General features: G+C 68.8%; 14 protein-coding genes and 1 pseudogene. 7 read left to right on the top strand and 8 right to left on the bottom strand.

Annotation, left to right across the window (positions count from 1 at the left end):
- The first annotated feature begins 62 nt into the window (after positions 1–62).
- The 3 genes from OG878_RS01740 (at position 63) to OG878_RS01730 (ending at position 2952) form a co-directional block, all read left to right on the top strand.
- Positions 63–728 (top strand): response regulator transcription factor, encoded by a 666-nt coding sequence (locus tag OG878_RS01740; protein ID WP_328885068.1) that lies wholly within the window; start codon positions 63–65, stop codon positions 726–728.
- Positions 725–1786, top strand: a complete 1062-nt coding sequence (locus tag OG878_RS01735; protein WP_328885067.1) for a sensor histidine kinase — start codon at positions 725–727, stop codon at positions 1784–1786. Before OG878_RS01740 ends, OG878_RS01735 begins: the two co-directional genes overlap by 4 nt.
- Positions 1787–2205: 419 nt before the next feature.
- Positions 2206–2952 carry a hypothetical protein gene (locus tag OG878_RS01730; protein WP_328885066.1) on the top strand — a complete coding sequence of 249 codons (747 nt, stop codon included), beginning with the start codon at positions 2206–2208 and terminating at the stop codon, positions 2950–2952.
- A 424-nt stretch (positions 2953–3376) separates the two neighbouring features.
- Here OG878_RS01730 and OG878_RS01725 read toward each other — a convergent pair whose 3' ends face one another.
- From OG878_RS01725 to OG878_RS01695, 7 genes and pseudogenes are all read right to left on the bottom strand, one after another.
- Positions 3377–3733 (bottom strand): DoxX family protein, encoded by a 357-nt coding sequence (locus OG878_RS01725; protein WP_328885065.1) that lies wholly within the window; start codon positions 3731–3733, stop codon positions 3377–3379.
- Positions 3734–4004: 271 nt separating this feature from the next.
- Entirely contained in the window at positions 4005–4508 is a 504-nt protein-coding gene (locus OG878_RS01720) for an NUDIX hydrolase (protein WP_328885064.1), read from the bottom strand.
- Between the two features lie 140 nt (positions 4509–4648).
- On the bottom strand, positions 4649–5185 hold the full coding sequence (locus OG878_RS01715) for a GNAT family N-acetyltransferase (protein ID WP_328885063.1): 537 nt from the start codon (positions 5183–5185) through the stop codon (positions 4649–4651).
- Between the two features lie 189 nt (positions 5186–5374).
- Positions 5375–5770 (bottom strand): GNAT family N-acetyltransferase, encoded by a 396-nt coding sequence (locus OG878_RS01710; RefSeq protein ID WP_328885062.1) that lies wholly within the window; start codon positions 5768–5770, stop codon positions 5375–5377.
- A 153-nt stretch (positions 5771–5923) separates the two neighbouring features.
- Positions 5924–7390 carry a hypothetical protein gene (locus OG878_RS01705; RefSeq protein ID WP_328885061.1) on the bottom strand — a complete coding sequence of 489 codons (1467 nt, stop codon included), beginning with the start codon at positions 7388–7390 and terminating at the stop codon, positions 5924–5926.
- A 387-nt stretch (positions 7391–7777) separates the two neighbouring features.
- Entirely contained in the window at positions 7778–8344 is a 567-nt protein-coding gene (locus OG878_RS01700) for a cysteine hydrolase family protein (RefSeq protein ID WP_328885060.1), read from the bottom strand.
- Between the two features lie 39 nt (positions 8345–8383).
- A pseudogene (locus tag OG878_RS01695) lies at positions 8384–8635 on the bottom strand (hypothetical protein); the annotation flags it as partial.
- Between the two features lie 253 nt (positions 8636–8888).
- On the opposite strand from OG878_RS01695, the gene OG878_RS01690 reads away from it, so the two are divergent.
- Both OG878_RS01690 and OG878_RS01685 read left to right on the top strand, forming a co-directional pair.
- On the top strand, positions 8889–9581 hold the full coding sequence (locus OG878_RS01690) for a DUF2975 domain-containing protein (protein ID WP_328885059.1): 693 nt from the start codon (positions 8889–8891) through the stop codon (positions 9579–9581).
- Positions 9581–9811, top strand: coding sequence for a helix-turn-helix domain-containing protein (locus OG878_RS01685; protein WP_328885058.1), 231 nt, complete (start codon positions 9581–9583; stop codon positions 9809–9811). Before OG878_RS01690 ends, OG878_RS01685 begins: the two co-directional genes overlap by 1 nt.
- Positions 9812–9929: 118 nt before the next feature.
- Here OG878_RS01685 and OG878_RS01680 read toward each other — a convergent pair whose 3' ends face one another.
- Positions 9930–10835 (bottom strand): endonuclease/exonuclease/phosphatase family protein, encoded by a 906-nt coding sequence (locus OG878_RS01680; protein ID WP_328891100.1) that lies wholly within the window; start codon positions 10833–10835, stop codon positions 9930–9932.
- 526 nt (positions 10836–11361) lie between these two features.
- Between OG878_RS01680 and nhaA the strand changes: the two genes are divergently transcribed.
- Entirely contained in the window at positions 11362–13251 is a 1890-nt protein-coding gene (nhaA, locus tag OG878_RS01675) for a Na+/H+ antiporter NhaA (protein WP_328885057.1), read from the top strand.
- A 628-nt stretch (positions 13252–13879) separates the two neighbouring features.
- Entirely contained in the window at positions 13880–14971 is a 1092-nt protein-coding gene (locus OG878_RS01670; RefSeq protein ID WP_328885056.1) for a PP2C family protein-serine/threonine phosphatase, read from the top strand.
- Positions 14972–15005 lie beyond the last annotated feature (34 nt).

Here is a 15005-nt window from a genome sequence, read left to right as displayed (position 1 = left end):
GTTTCCCGCACGCGCGCCGGCAGCGGCTGCCTGACGGCCACAGCGGATCTACCGTTGCAGCTATGGACGCCCGAAGCTCCACCCCGGTCCGGCAAACGCCTCCGGCGATCACCGTCGTACTGGCCGACGACCATCTGGTGGTCCGGGCCGGAATGCGGCTCCTGCTGGCCCAGGACCCGGCCTTCCGGATCGTCGCCGAGAGCGCCACCGTGCCCGAAACCCTCGAGGCCGTGCGCCGGCACCGTCCACGGGTGCTGGTCCTGGACCTGACCATGGCCGGACAGTCGAGTCTGCCCGTGATTCCCGCGATGCTCACCGCTTCACCCAGCACGCGGATCCTGGTCCTCACGATGCAGGAGGATCCGGCGTTCGCCCGAGAGGCGCTACGCACCGGCGCTTCCGGCTACCTGCTCAAGGAGGCCGCCGCGGAGGAGCTGCTGGCCGCCGCGCACCAGGTCGCCGGCGGTGCGACGTACGTCCAGCCGGTGCTGGGAGCCAGGCTTGCCGTCGAGTGGCCGGCACGTGCCGGCAAGGAGCCGCTGACCGCGCGCGAGGCAGAGGTCCTTTCACTGCTGGCGCTGGGCCACACCAACCAGGAGATCGCGCAGCGTCTCTACGTCTCGGTCCGGACGGTGGAGACCCATCGCTCCCGGATCCGGGACAAGCTGGGCAAGGACACCCGGGCGGAACTCATCGCCGCGGCCCGTGAGCGCGGCCTGGTGGCATGAGTGGATCGCGCCGGGTCCGGTGGGGCCGTGCCCTGCAGGCGGTGGGAACCTGTCTGCTCGTGACTGCGGTGGCCCTGGAGATCACCGATCAGCCGCTGCCCACCGAGCTGACCCTCTCGCTTGCCGCGGCCACCCTGTATCTCGCGGCAGTACCCCTGTACACCGCGGGACGCCGGATCTGGATGGTGGTGGCCGGGGCCATCGCGCTCATGCTCGCCGTGGCCAGCCTCGTCCGCATCACCGAGCAACCGCTGATGAACGCCCTGCACGTGTTCCCGCTGCTCCTGGTTGCGTACACGGCATCCACCGTGCGCAGCGCAACCCGCCGCGACCGGAGCCTGCAGCGCGCACGTGTGCGAGCCCGCCACGACGGCGGGGAGCGCGAACGCCGCCGCTGGGCCCGTGAACTGCACGACGACACCCTTCAGGAACTCGGCGCCGTCCAGGTGGTGCTCTCCTCCGCCGCCGCCGACGGCCGCCCGGAGGCCATGCACAGCGCCATCGAGCAGGCGCGCACCCTGGTGGGCAACCAGATCACCTCGCTGCGCCACCTGATCACGGATCTGCGTCCTTTGGTCCTGGACGAACTGGGACTGCTTGCGGGCCTGGAGGCGCTGTGCCGGCGTACCTCGGAGACTTTCGGGATCCGCGTCGATCTCCGGATCGATCCGCAGGGCACCGACATCAGCGACCGGCTGACTCCGGAAGCACAGGCCCACGTGTACCGGATCGTGCAGGAGGCACTGACCAACGCGGTGAAACACGCCCAGCCCACTCGGATCACCGTCGGCATGGCGTCCGACCATCATGCGGTGACGCTGACCGTTGCCGACGACGGGCACGGAATGCCCCAACCCGAGGGCCCCAGACGCTGGCCCGCCCTGCGCGCTGCCGCACCCCCGGCCTCCACCGGGCGGGGAGTGGGGCTCTCCGCCATGCACGAGCGCGCAGACCTCATCGACGCGCAGCTCACGGTCCGCAGCGCTCCCGGGAAGGGCACCGTCATCACCCTGCGCGTGCCCCTCGCCCCTCGGCGCGAGGATGACGCGCAGCCTTGACGCGGCGCAGCCCGCATCGAGCAGAGCCCCTCAGGGGGCGTATCCACGGGCGCGCCCTACGGCGACGGAGGATCGTCGAGAGCCGGTCGGCCGACGACGTGCTGCCGCTGGATGCGAGTCAGGGAGCCCCACTGACTCCCGGGAGGACGGGGCGGGACCGCCGGGTGGAGTAGTCCCCGGCCTGGACCTCCATGGTCGGTACAGGTCGTACCGGAGCATGCGGCGTGCGCGTGCCGGCAACGTCAAGCAGCGGTCATGGGCGCCCTACCGGATCAGGCGGGAGCAGCGGCGCCCGGGCAGGCCGGCGAGACAGCACGGAGAAGTTCCCATACGAGCGGATACGGAATAGGAAAGCGGATAATATCCCGCGCACAGTGCGGCCGGCGGGGGGCGACCGCCCTCGGTGTGGGGGGACGTTGATGATCCGAAAGTGCATGCTGGCGCTCGGTGTTGTGCTGCTCGCAAGCGGATGCGGCAGCTCGTCCGGGCCCGAGCAGACGACCGTGGCGGACTCGCCGCCGGCGGCGAGCTCCTCCGGGCCCGCTCCTGACACCGGTACACCCACCCCGGAGACCAGCGAATCCTCCCCAGCTGCCGACCCCACCGTTCAGGAACCGGTCGAGGAGACGCCCACGATCGCGGACAGTCCTTCGCCGGACGAGGAGTCCACCGCCGACGACGGCAGCTCCAGCGGCGACGATGTCGAGCAGAAGACAGGACCCCGGTCCCTGAACTGCAGCGCAGTTCCCGGCAGTGGCACCTTCACCGACCCCCTGCAACTCGGCGTCGTGGACGGCCCCGTGATCGCCCGGGGCTGTGCCACGCTGACTGCCGGCTCGCCGTTCAACGCCCGGTATTTCTCCTTCACTCTGTCCATCGCGCCGGGCGCGCAGGCTCATGCCGGGGCGGCCTTCACCATCACCCCGGACGCGCTCGGCCCGGTCTACCCGGCCATCGTCCTGCCCAACGGGTGGGTTCTCAAGAACAGCTTGGGGGCCGGATACTGGACAGGGACCGAGCCTTACTTCACCGGCCGGTACCAGCAGATGCCGGACCTGGCACCGGGCCCCTACATCCTGCGTACGGAGAAGCTGGACTCCCCTCTGCACTCCTTCTCCACGCCGTCCTTCGACGTCGTGGTGGACCCCGACAGCACGACCTCCTAAGGGCTGTCCCGTAACCCCTGGCGGGCGCACGACGACAGCTGCGGCACCTCGCCGCGTTGTCGGAACGCCCGAATACACCCCGAATGAGGACGCCCCTCCGCCTTGCGATGCACCGCATCCGACGCCGCGCGCTGATCCACCAGGGATTACGGGACAGCCCTCAGGGCGCGTATCGGGTGGCGATCACCATTCGGGATTCGCCGCGGCGGTGGGGACTGATGCGGCACACCACTTTGCGTGCCGCGAGAGCAACTGATCTGCATGGAGCGCGAGTTCACCGAACGGTGGCTACCGATCGGTGAAATTCGGCCCTGCCCCGCACGGCTCCGGCAGTAGCTCGTGGGCGTGATCCGGGGGTTCGGCGGGGCAGGTGGAACGACGACGGCCGCTGTGGTGACGGGCGTTGAACTTGTGGACCCGGGGGTTACCAGGCGCCGTGGTGGACGAGGCCCAGGGTCAGGGCGGCCACCGCGGTGGCAAGGAACACTATCCCGCCGACGATGTTGCGGGAGCCCACCCGGAGGTGGGCGATGATCGCGGCGATGAAGTACAGCACGAGGCCGGATGCGGCGAGGGTTCCGAAGAGCGGCACGGCGAGCCCGGCCAGCAGTCCTACGGTGCCCGCTGCCAGCAACGTGCCCAGCACCGGTACCCACTTCCGGGGCAGGCCCTTCATGTCCGCCTGGGTCTTGGGGTATTCGTGGCCGATCAGGTAGGTGACGGCGGCGGCACCGTTGAAGACCGCGCCGAGCATGGTGACCGTGACGTAGGCGGTGAACACGTTTTCTCCGCTTCTGTGGGGAAAGTGTCGCTGGCACCCCGTTGTGGGATGCCGCTCTCTGGGACGACGAGCCGGCGACTCGATTTGTGACATCGGCCGGCAGCCGGGTGTGCCAATGGCTCGAACGCCTGGTGACCGCTGCGCGACAGCACGAGTCACGCCGCGGATGCGGCCGCGCTTGCGGCGTTCGGCGGGAGGCAGGTCGCGGCGACCGCCGCGACGGCTTGTGGGGCGCACTTCGGCATGCGGATACACCTCGTGGGCGTCGCGGTTAAGGGCTGTCCGGCCGGTCTTGCAGGGTCCGCGCAATCAGGTCGTGAATCAAGAACTCTCCGGGTTCACGGTTCTCTTTGAGGCGGTCTAGGTTGTCGGCACCGAACCAGCCGTAGGCTGAGTGCTTGGACCATTCCAGAGCGGGGTGGTCCAAGTCGCCCTCGACATCGACGAGATAGTCGGCCTCATGACGGATTCCCGCACCGTCGTCGCCTTTCCAGGTAGCGGTTCCCAGAAAACGCCGGACGTGGCGGAGGCGCCAGCCGGTTTCTTCCTCGACCTCTCGTGCCAGAGCTTCCAGGAGTGTTTCCCCGGCCTCGACATGGCCGCCAACGATGTCCCAGGTGTCGGGGAAGAGACGCCGGTGTGGGCTGCGCTTCTGTGCGAAGGCTTCACCACGGGGGTTGAGGATGACGGCGCCGACAGTCCAGACCTCGCCAGGTGCGGCAACGGGCAGCTCGATGTCTGGTTCCACGCTGAACGACTTGTTGTGTGCGGGCATGGCCGACAGCGTAGGCCGGACGTTTCCGTGGTGTGCCGGCTTCGTTGTTCCCGGTATGGCCGACTGTCCGGCGGTCCGTCGCCGGTGTGCCAGGGCTGCTTGACCGACTGCCTACCGCTGTGGCCCCGCCAGGGAGCCGCTCACGCCTGCCGGCTGGGCAAGGACCTGCCGCGCGGGTCCGGACGACGCCTCAGTACGCGGGTGGTGCTGCCGTCGTCCTCGGCCATGTCCCGGACGTGCTCGAAGCCGATCCTGTCCAGCAGAGTCAGTGAGGCTCTGTTCGGTGCGGCCACAGTGGCGTACACCTCGGTCAGCCCGAGCGTGTGGAAGCCGTGGGCGACGATCGCTTCGGCCACTTCCTTGCCCAGGCCGGATCCCCACGCCTCGGGAGCCAGCGCGTAGATGATCTCGTAGCCCTGTACCACGTCGCTCGGCTTGATCTCGGCGTGCCCGACCAGGAGACCGTCGCGACGAACGGCCCAGACGTCGAACAGGTCCTGGGCGTAGACCTTCGTGAAGATCCGCCGGAACAGGGCCCGGTTCGCCGCCTCGGAAGCGGGGCCGTCACCCATCCACCGCGACACCCTGCTGTCCTGAAACAGGGCGACGAAGCCCTCTTCGTCCTCGGGGAGGTACCTGTCCAGGAGGAGGCGGTCGGTGCACAGAGTCGCGGTCACGGACGGCGACGCTACCCACGTGACACTCTGCCGGGCAAACCATTTCCACCAGCGAGAATGCGGCTCGCAGGCGTCCATCGGCCACAACACCTGCGATCACCGCCCGGCACGACGGGGGCGCAGCCGCCCTGCGAAGCCATGTCTCACCGGTGGGTGGGTGGTCACTGGGAAGGGTTGTGGGCCTCGGAGCTACAGGGCGATCAGACCTGCCGCCGTCTCCTTGAAACCGCAGGCATCGAAGTAGAACGGTCGTAGGTGCTCTTCGAAGTCGACGTGCAGCCATGCACACTTCGCGGCACGGGCCTCCTCGGCTGCGGTTGCGACAAGCGCGGCGCCGATTCCCCTCGCCCGGTACTGCTCAGCCACCACCGTGTCCAGGATGAAGGCATGAGTTCCGCCATCCCAGACGACGTTGACGAAGCCGATCAGAGAGCTGCCCTCCCATGCGCAGACCCAGCCGAGGCTGTGACGCTCCAGCCGTTCCCGCCAAGCGACCTCGCTGGGCGGATGGCCAAAACCTTCGGCGTGCAACGCGTCGAGAGAGGTGTCGTCGAAGTCGCCTCGCCACTCGTACGTGATCGTCACGGCCCGATCGTAGCGTCCACGCGGACACCTCGGGCAGTGGGGATCCGAGGGGGTGTTGACCAACGCAGGGGCGGTTGGCGGTCGTTGCGGTCGATTCGGGGGTGAGCCCTGGCGGCCCGCGGACGGGGCCATCCGGCCGCGCCGCCACCCGCCTCACGGAGCGATCCCGACGTCAGGGATCCGGCTCCACGCCTTCTCCTGCACTGCGGTCATGGCCGGCCAGTTCAGTGCGCCCGGGCGTGGACTGACGCGTGAAGCGTACGAGGAGGGATGGAAGTCCGCGTCGTACAAGCATCCTGTGCCGTAGGTGCGGTCGAACGCGGGGCAGGACGCGGCGATCGACCGGGGAGTCGGCCTCTTCCCGGTGCGTACCCAGCGATCCAGGGCGGAAATGGAGTTGGCGTACTCGGAGTTGCTCAGTTCGCTGTGTTCGGATTCGCGGGTGAAGGTCTGTACGAGGTTCTTGTCCCGGTGGGCGCCTTCGACGGTGGCGCGATAGGCCGCCTCGTGCTCGACGAACGCCGTCGGGTCGTCAATGGCATGCATGGTGAGGACCGGGATCGAGACCTTGCCGGTGAGGTCGCTGTCGTACGACAGATCGCGGACGGCGGCAGGGTCGGCGGAGAACCGCTCGACGCCGGCATTGAGTGCCCTGTCGTCATGCGAACCGACGTACCGCACATCCCGGTTACTGAACGGATTGCGGTCGCCGAGGCGGTTGTGCACGATGTCGCGGAAGGTGAAGACCGAGAAGCGCAGGTGCGACTCCAGGGTGCGCTCCGGAATCCTGGTGACAGCCAGGATGTCGTCGAGGTTGCGTTGCTGCACCGCGGTCCGCTCCTGCGGGGCAGAGGCGTAACCCGTGCACTCCTGCAGACGGGCCCGCAGCCCGGTGGCCGTCAGGGTCGACGAGGGGCGCAGCCCCTGCCACAGCGGGTACGAGGGCTCGGTGGGGCGGGGCAGGTTCTGGCAGTAGTACTGGTAGACCACGCGCAGATCCACGCGATAGTCGTAGCCCCGCGAACCGCCGGCGAGGACACCGCTGGTGAGCAACGCTCCGTCGTACGGGCCATGCGGTTTCGCATAGGTCTCCACGACCTTGGCGGCGACGTTCCCGCCCCAGGACTGACCGTGCACGAAGGTCCGCTCCGGCTTGCCGAACTCGGACACGAACAGGCGGCGCAGGTTCTCGGTGTCGGCGGCCGCCATCCGCGTACCGTAGCCGCCACGACGGTAGGACGACCCCGCCCACGCATAGCCCTCGTCGACCATCACCGACCACCGGTCCAGGTCACCGACGCTGCGCTCGGGGTCGGAACCCTCGCCCAGGTCGGGACCACCATGGGCATGCATGACGAGCGATCCGTTCCATTCCCTGGGAATCGCGATCGCGTAGGAGGCCCCGTTGGTGTCCTGGCCCGTGTAACACGTGGCTCGATCAGCCAGACGGGCCGGGCATGCGACCGGTGCCGGACCACCGGTCTCCGCCTGAGCGCTCGGAACGGCGTTGAGCACCCCGACGACGACCGTCGTGGCAAGGCAGGCGGCCGGCCCTGCTGTGCGGCGTCTGCGGGATCGGGGCCGGTCGGGGATGCGTGTGGGCGTGCTGGACTTGTTCAAGGCGCGGCTCCACGTCCTCGCGACGCACCGTACGCCGCGGCCTGTGATGCTAGGCAGACGACAAACCGGGGGCCACACCCCTGTTCATTGCGTTCATAGTGTTCATCCGGATGCGCGTGACCACCATGGGCAACGGATCCCGTCTGTACCCCGGACCGCGATTCCGCGCCGATGCCTCTGCCGACGGCGATCATCGCCGTCGGCCACGCATTCGAGCGTGCCGGCCACGGGCCGGCGGCGCCCGTGGCCGGTCCGGCAGAGACACCCGAGTCGGTACCGAGCAGCCCGCATCAGTGGTCGGGTGCGCCGCCGCTCCTGCGGCCGCCGGGGTCTCGCCGGAAGGGGTCCTTGCGCGCAGAACTGCTCCGACGCCGGTCGTGCGCTGTCTCAGGTGCTCGATTTCACAGCGAAGTCGACGTCGGCGGTGTTGACCGTGCCCGCGGTCCGGCCGGGCGCCGTGTGGTACCGCCAGTACAGGTTCGTATGGGCGATGACCTTGTCGGGCGATGGCGCTCCGTACGGTGACAGGTCTTCCGTGGTGTGGGCGTCGCTCACCAGCGTGGCGTCATAGCCGCGAGCGATCGCGCCATGGAGCGTCGAGCGGATGCACGCGTCGGTCTGCGCGCCGGACACAAGGAGTCGACTGATGCCGCGCGCGGCGAGTACCGACTCCAGGTCGGTTTCCTCGAAGGAGTCGCCGTAGGCCTTCTGCACCAGGGGTTCGGAATCGCGCCGCACGAGTTCGGCCACGTACTGCCAGCTCTTGCTGTCCCGGGGCAGTTCGTCGCTGTTGTGCTGGATCCATACGACGTCGATGCCGGCGTCGCGCGCCTTGTCGACCAGTGTGCCGATGTTGGCAATGACGTTGTCCCGGGCATGTACCTCCTTCATGACGCCGTTCTGCACGTCTATGACGAGCAGGGCGGTGTTCGGCCGGTCGACGAGCGTGCTCACGGTGCCTCCTGGCTCATGGGGATCGCGGTCTCGACGATGCTATGACAGCTCGGTCTCGAAGCGGGGCGTCGTCGGACATGTCTTGACGAGCGCACTGCTGGGCCCGCGGCACCGACCCCTGAGCTCGGCGTCCAGCGTCTCCTGAGCCACCCGCATGACCTCGGCGTATGCGGGGTCCTGCAGCCGCCGCCACATCTCGTCCTCGGAGATGTCCTCAACGCAGCTGACCACCCACCAGATGGTGCCGAGAGGGTGCTTGATACGCCCTCCGCGCTGTCCGAAGGCGTCGGATCGGTACGCGCCCTCCGCCTGACCGTGTCGGCCTGAGGCCCGGAAATCGCGCACTGCCATGGATGCGCCGCTGGTGAGGGCGTGGGTCACGCCGTGGATGCGGCGCGTGTCCCCGTGTGCGGTGGCCCGTGTGATGCCCCGCCCGAGTCGGGGAGTGAGGCGGTTGTTGACGGATGCTCAACGGTGTTGACGATCGGCAGAGTTGCTCTTATCGTTCTTCGATAACATCGATATTCGATATGTGGAGTTGCGGATGTCTGCCGAAGTGGAGAGCGCCAACGGGACCGAGCTGCCGGACGGACCGCCGTCACATGACGGCCGTGCCGAGTCCAGGTTGCTGGAGCCGGTCGCCACTGTGATCCGGGGTGCCTACCGACTGTCTCTCGTGGGCATCGTCGCCGGCGCCGTGGGACCTCTGGTCGGCACCAAGCTGCACATGCAGTGGGGTGGTCCGGACGTGTGTGCCGAGTCCCGCTCGGACTTCGGCACGGACGGGTTCACCGGCGTGTTCCGACCCCATGCAGGGGTCGAGGTCATGGCCCGCCCGTCGTACTGCACCGATCACGCCGACAGTGCCCAGCGGCTGTTCGACTTCCTCGGCGGCTTCCCCTCGTGGCTGCTGGTCCTGGGCGTCCTCTTTCTGCTCAACCGCCTGATAGGCGGCGCCTCACGCCACGGCGTCTTCACCGCACGGACGGCGAAGCACCTGCAGATCGCAGGCTGGTGGCTGCTGTGCGGCTGCCTGGTCGCAGAGGTGGTGGAAGCGGGCGCGCATGCGGCTCTACTGGCGACCCTGGCCCAGGAGTACACCTTCGACGCGGGCACTTGGCTGGGATCCTTGCAGCTGCCCTACGCTCTCGTCTTCACGGCTCTGGGCATCCTCACCTTCGCCCGCATCATGCGTGCCGGGGTGACCATGCGGGAGGATCTGGAAGGGACGGTGTGATGGCGGCGGACGACAACGACAGCCATGCGATCGAGGTCCATCTCGACCGTATGCTCAGCGAGCGCGGCATGACTCTTGCGGAGCTCGCCTCCCGGGTCGGCGTGACCAACGTGAACCTGTCCATTCTCAAGAACGGCCGGGCCCGCGCGATCCGCTTCAGCACGCTCACCCGCATCTGTCAGGTCCTCGACTGCCAGCCGGGGGATCTGCTCACGTACCGGAGCACCTAGGGCGAGCGCGGGCGTTGCGGTTGGTCGAACGGGCCGACTGCAACGCCCGGTCGCAACGCGTGCGCCGGAACGCGCTGGTTGTCACATACACAGGTTCGCCGTCACCGAGACCGGCTCTTCAGCCCAGCGTGATCCGGGCGGAGACCGGCAGGTGGTCGCTGCCGGTGGCGGGCAAGGTCTGGAAGTCGGCGACGGTCGCCGAACGGGCCATGACCTGGTCGATACGGGCCAGCGGCAAGGCAGCGGGGAAGCTGAAGGCGAAGCCGCGTTCCGCTACGTTCATCCGTGAGGTCAGCGGGGCCAGCCCGCGGTCGTCGACCGTGCCGTTGAGGTCGCCCAGAAGGATCACCGTTTTCAGCTTCTCGGCGGAGACGGCCTTGCCCAGCAGTTCGGCGCTCTCGTCGCGCCGGGAGGATGCGAGACCGCTCGCCCGGATCCGGACCGAGGGCAGGTGCGCGAAGTATGCCCCGATCTCGCCGTGCGAGGTGTGGACCACCGTCCGCAGCCCGCGACTCCAGGCCCCCGCGATCCCCTGGGGTCTGATGTCCAACAGCCGGGTGCCGGTCAGCGGATGCTTCGACCAGAGTCCGACCGTGCCCCGGACCGTGTGGTACGGGTAGTCCGGGGCGAGGGCCTTCTCGTAGACCGGCAGCGCCGGAGGCACCAACTCCTCCAGTGCGATGAGGTCGGGCTCGGCATCAGCCAGGGCGCGCGCGGTGCCTGCCGGGTCGGTGCTTTCGTCGCTTACGTTGTGCTGCACCACGACCAGGTCGTGCGTGCCGGGCTTCGCTTCGGGCAGGAACAGGCCCCCGAAGAGGTACATCCAGCCCGCCACCGGCATGAGCAGGGCCCCGAGCGCGATGGCCGAACGGCGCAGCAGCGCCACGCCGAGCAGCACCACGATCACCAGTCCGAGCCACGGCAGGAACGCTTCCAGCAGACTGCCCGAGCGGCCCACGGAGTTGGGCACGGCCCGGTGGAACGCCAGCAGCCCGGCCGTCAGCACCGCGAGCGCGGCGAGCACCCGCCCCCGCGCCCAGGCCGACCGGCCCCTGACGCCGCTGTTCGCGTCCTCGCCCGGAGCTCCACGCCTCGCCCACCGCTGCGCTGCAGCGCGCACCGTCGAAGTCGCACCGCTGTCCGCCTGCTCCACTATGGCTTCCCATCCACTTGGCCTCGCCTCCCAGGACGAGCCACCAGGTGAATCGGTTTCCGGGCTCCTCGTCGAGCAGTCGCAGGTCGACCTGTCGGAGCTCGGGAATCCCGGCGTGGCCGCGCACCGGCGCTGCGGACACCCGATCAGCACCGGTCCGAGTGCCGGCCGCCACCGGAAGAAGGGCACATGCCTCGTCCGGGGTCCTCCACTCCTGCAGTCACAAGGACGACGACACCGCGGATCGACCACCAAGCGCTGTTCGCCGCCAGGCCGGCTCCTTCGGGTGCCCGGGTCGCCCCGTGGTCATCGTCGAAGGGCGAATCCGACAGCAACCACGAGGGACGCCGGGCGAGCAGTGCATCGTCGACGTCATTCGGCACGCGATGATGGCCCCGTGACACATGATCTTTCCTCCCCTTCTCCCTTCTGGGAGCAGAGCACACACGCCCCGGGGAGCCGGACACCGCTGCGCGCGTTCCTCACGACCGAGTCCGGCAGTGCGGCGGTGCTGCTGGCCGCCACGGTGGCGGCCATGATGTGGGCGAACGCGGCCCCCGGGGCGTACACATCCTTCTGGGAGACGCATCTGTCGGTGACTCTGGGATCGGCAGGGGTGTCGCTGGACCTGCGCGAGTGGGTGAACAGCGGCCTGATGACGTTCTTCTTCTTCGTGATCGGGCTGGAAGCGCGCCGGGAGTTCGACATGGGCGAGCTACGGGAGCGGCAGCGGGTCATGCTGCCATTGGCCGCGGGGCTCGCGGGAATGATCGTTCCCGTCGGGATCTACCTCGCGTTCAACGCGGACGGCGACTCCGCCCGCGGATGGGGGGCGGCCATGTCCACGGACACCGCATTCGCCCTGGGCATGCTGGCGATCCTGGGACGACGGTTCCCCGTGGCGCTGCGCACGTTCATCCTCACGGTGACCGTGGTCGACGACCTGCTGGCCCTGGTGGTCATCGCCCTCGTCTACAGCGAGGACATCACCGTCCCCGCCCTGCTGACCGCCGTGGCCCTGTTCGTCCTGATCCTGCTGGTCAGGGCGGTGGGCGTGCGCCACGGACTGACGTTTCTGCTGATGGGGGTCGCGACCTGGGTCGCCCTGCTCAAGTCCGGTGTCGATCCGGTGGTCGTGGGCCTGGCCATGGGATTGCTGACGTATGCCTACCCGGCGGCGCGCAGCGACCTGGAACGCGCGAGTGATCTGTTCATCTCGTTCCGTGAGCAGCCCACGCCTGAACTGGAGCGTTCGGTGCGCCACGGACTCGCGTCGGCGCTGTCGCCCAACGAACGGCTGCAGCGGTTGTACCACCCATGGACGAGCTATGTGATCGTGCCACTGTTCGCCCTCGCCAACGCCGGTATCACCCTCGACGCGGGACTGCTGTCACGGGCGGCGACGTCCCCGGTCACGTTGGGCATCCTGCTCGGCTATCTGGCCGGCAAGCCGGTGGGCATCACCGGTGCCTCCTGGCTGCTCACCCGGCTGAGCCGCAATCGGCTGAGGCCTCCGGTCGGTTGGGGCGCCCTCGCCGGGGGCGGCACGATCGCCGGGGTCGGGTTCACCGTTGCCCTGCTGATCTCAGCGCTCGCCTTCGACGGAGACCGGCTCGAAGAGGCGAAGGTGGGCATCCTGGGCGCGGTGGTCTGTTCCTTCCTCGCAACCTGCCTCGTGGCGACGGCGATCAGCCTCATGCCGCCGCGGCGGCGCGCACGGGCAATTTTCGGCACGGCCGAGAGGGTGATCGATCTCGCGGTCCCGGTCGACCCCGATCGTGACCATGTCCGGGGCCCGATGACCGCTCCGGTGACTTTGGTCGAGTATGCCGATTTCGAATGCCCCTACTGCGGCCAGGCCGAATCCGTGGTCCGTGACCTTCTCGCCGACTTCGGCGATCTGCGCTACGTGTGGCGGCATCTGCCGCTCACCGACGTCCATCCCAGCGCGCAACTCGCCGCCGAGGCGGCCGAGGCTGCCGCGGATCAGGGGGCCTTCTGGCAGATGCACGACCTTCTCCTGGAGCACCAAGGGGCACTCCGGGCGCCCGACCTGATGCGCTACGCGACCGAACTGGGTCTGGACACCCAGCGCTTCCATCGCAGTCTGCGCACACACGCGGGGGCTGTCCGGGTCGCCGAGGACACGGAATCGGCCGACCTGAGCGGGGTGTCAGGAACCCCCAGCTTCTTCATCAACGGCCTGTTGCACCGCGGTGCGTACGACATCGACGCACTGTCCGCCGCCGTGCGAACAGCCCGGGTGCGCGCGGGACTGACGCGGTAGACCCTCCGATGGGGTCGGTGACAGCACGGCCTTCGTGCAGGTCGACGCGGCGAGACGGCAAGGAAGTCCCCCCGCACGGTGCAGCATCGCGATGTTGCCGGTCCGTCACGGCTGGATCCTCCAGGATCGCTCGGCCCGCGCGCTCCCCGGCCCGGGCTTCCTGCCGCTCGCGGATCTCCGGCTCCCGGATCCGACGCAGCCGATCCAGCGTGGGGGACTGCCCTCAGCGGTCGAGCATCCACCCACGGAAACGGTGCGCCACAGGTCGTATCCGACAGCAATGCCGCGGACGCCGGACCGATGACCAGGCAGGAATCCGGCGCCCGGTGCAGGACAGACAGGGTCAGCGAGGTATGGCTCCGCGTCTTCAAGGCCCAGCGCGTCCGACACTGCCCGTGACTGTCTCAGGTTTCACCTCCGCCCCCGCAACCCCTGTGGCCGCGACTCGAAGCTCGGCGTCGCCGAAGGACGCCTGACTGTGACCGTTGCGCAGGAGGACAGCATTCATCAGGAAGAAAACGGTTCCTTCTCGCGTTGGCACCAAAGACAGAACGAGTGTCCTCGGTCGCGCCGGATCAGAGCGCGGTAAGGGATGAGTCTGGTGTGCTGGTGGTCCCGTCTGTCGACGATGCGGGAGCCCAGGGGGGCGGGCGGGTATGTGTTGCCCGTGGTGTCGGCGGGGCTGATCGTGGCCGTGCCGATTGCGGATTTCTTCCTGCCGCAGAATATTCACCTCGCCCATTTCCTGGTGGTTCCCGTCGCACTCGTCGCCGCCTTCTCGGGCCCCCGGCGTGGCGCGGCGATCGCCCTCCTGGCTGTGCTGGCACTTGTCGCTGCCGCAGCCGAGCGAAGGACTCTGAGCACCGAGAACGTCCTCGTGCAGCTCGCCTCCCTGGTCCTGCTCTCGGTGCTTTTGGTGCTCATCAGTCATCTGCGGGAACGGGGGCAGTTCGAGATTGCGGGCCTGCGCCGGGTGTCCGAGGCGGCTCAGGGTGTCGTGCTGCGATCGCTGCCCAAGCGCGTCGGACCGGTTGCCATCGCCTCGGCGTACCGGTCCGCCGAGTCGGGAGCGCGCCTCGGCGGTGACGTGTACGCCGTGGCCCGCGCCGGCAACGCCACGCGACTGCTCATCGGCGACGTACGCGGCAAGGGCCTCGGCTCGATCGGCGACTCCGAGACGGTTCTCGGCGCCTTCCGCGCCGCGGCGCACCGGCAGGCGCCGCTGCCCGAGCTGGTCGCCACTCTGGAGGCGAGCGTTCGCTGGGGCCTGGCGGAGTACTCCGACCCGCGGGCCGACGCCGACGTCGGTGAACGGTTCGTGACAGCGGCCGTCGTCGAGATTCCGGACAGCGAACCGTTTGTACACATCGTCAGCTGTGGGCACCTCCCCCCGCTCCTGCTGCACGACGGCACCGCGACTCTTCTGAGCGTCGCCCAGCCGGCACCGCCCCTGGGCCTGGGGAGCCTGGTCGAGAGCGCCTACACTCCCACCACTTTCGCCTTCGCCCCGGGCGACCGTCTGCTGCTCTACACCGACGGCGTCACCGAAGCCCGCGACCGGCACGGCACCTTCTATCCGCTGCTCGAGCGCGCCGCAGCCTGGGCCGACCGGTGCCCGGGGAAGCTCGTGGAGGCGGTGACCGAGGACCTGCAGGCCCACGTGGCCGGTCCGCTGGACGACGACATGGCCGTCGTGGCCCTCCAGCGCGAGCGGCCCTGAGCGCGATGGCAACCGGGTCCGTGCCCACCGCGCG

This window comes from Streptomyces sp. NBC_00316 (assembly GCF_036158715.1).
In the GTDB taxonomy this organism is placed as follows: Bacteria; Actinomycetota; Actinomycetes; order Streptomycetales; family Streptomycetaceae; genus Streptomyces.
The sequence above is the reverse complement of the archived record's forward strand: the minus strand, read 5'-3'. Positions and strand labels throughout refer to the sequence as shown.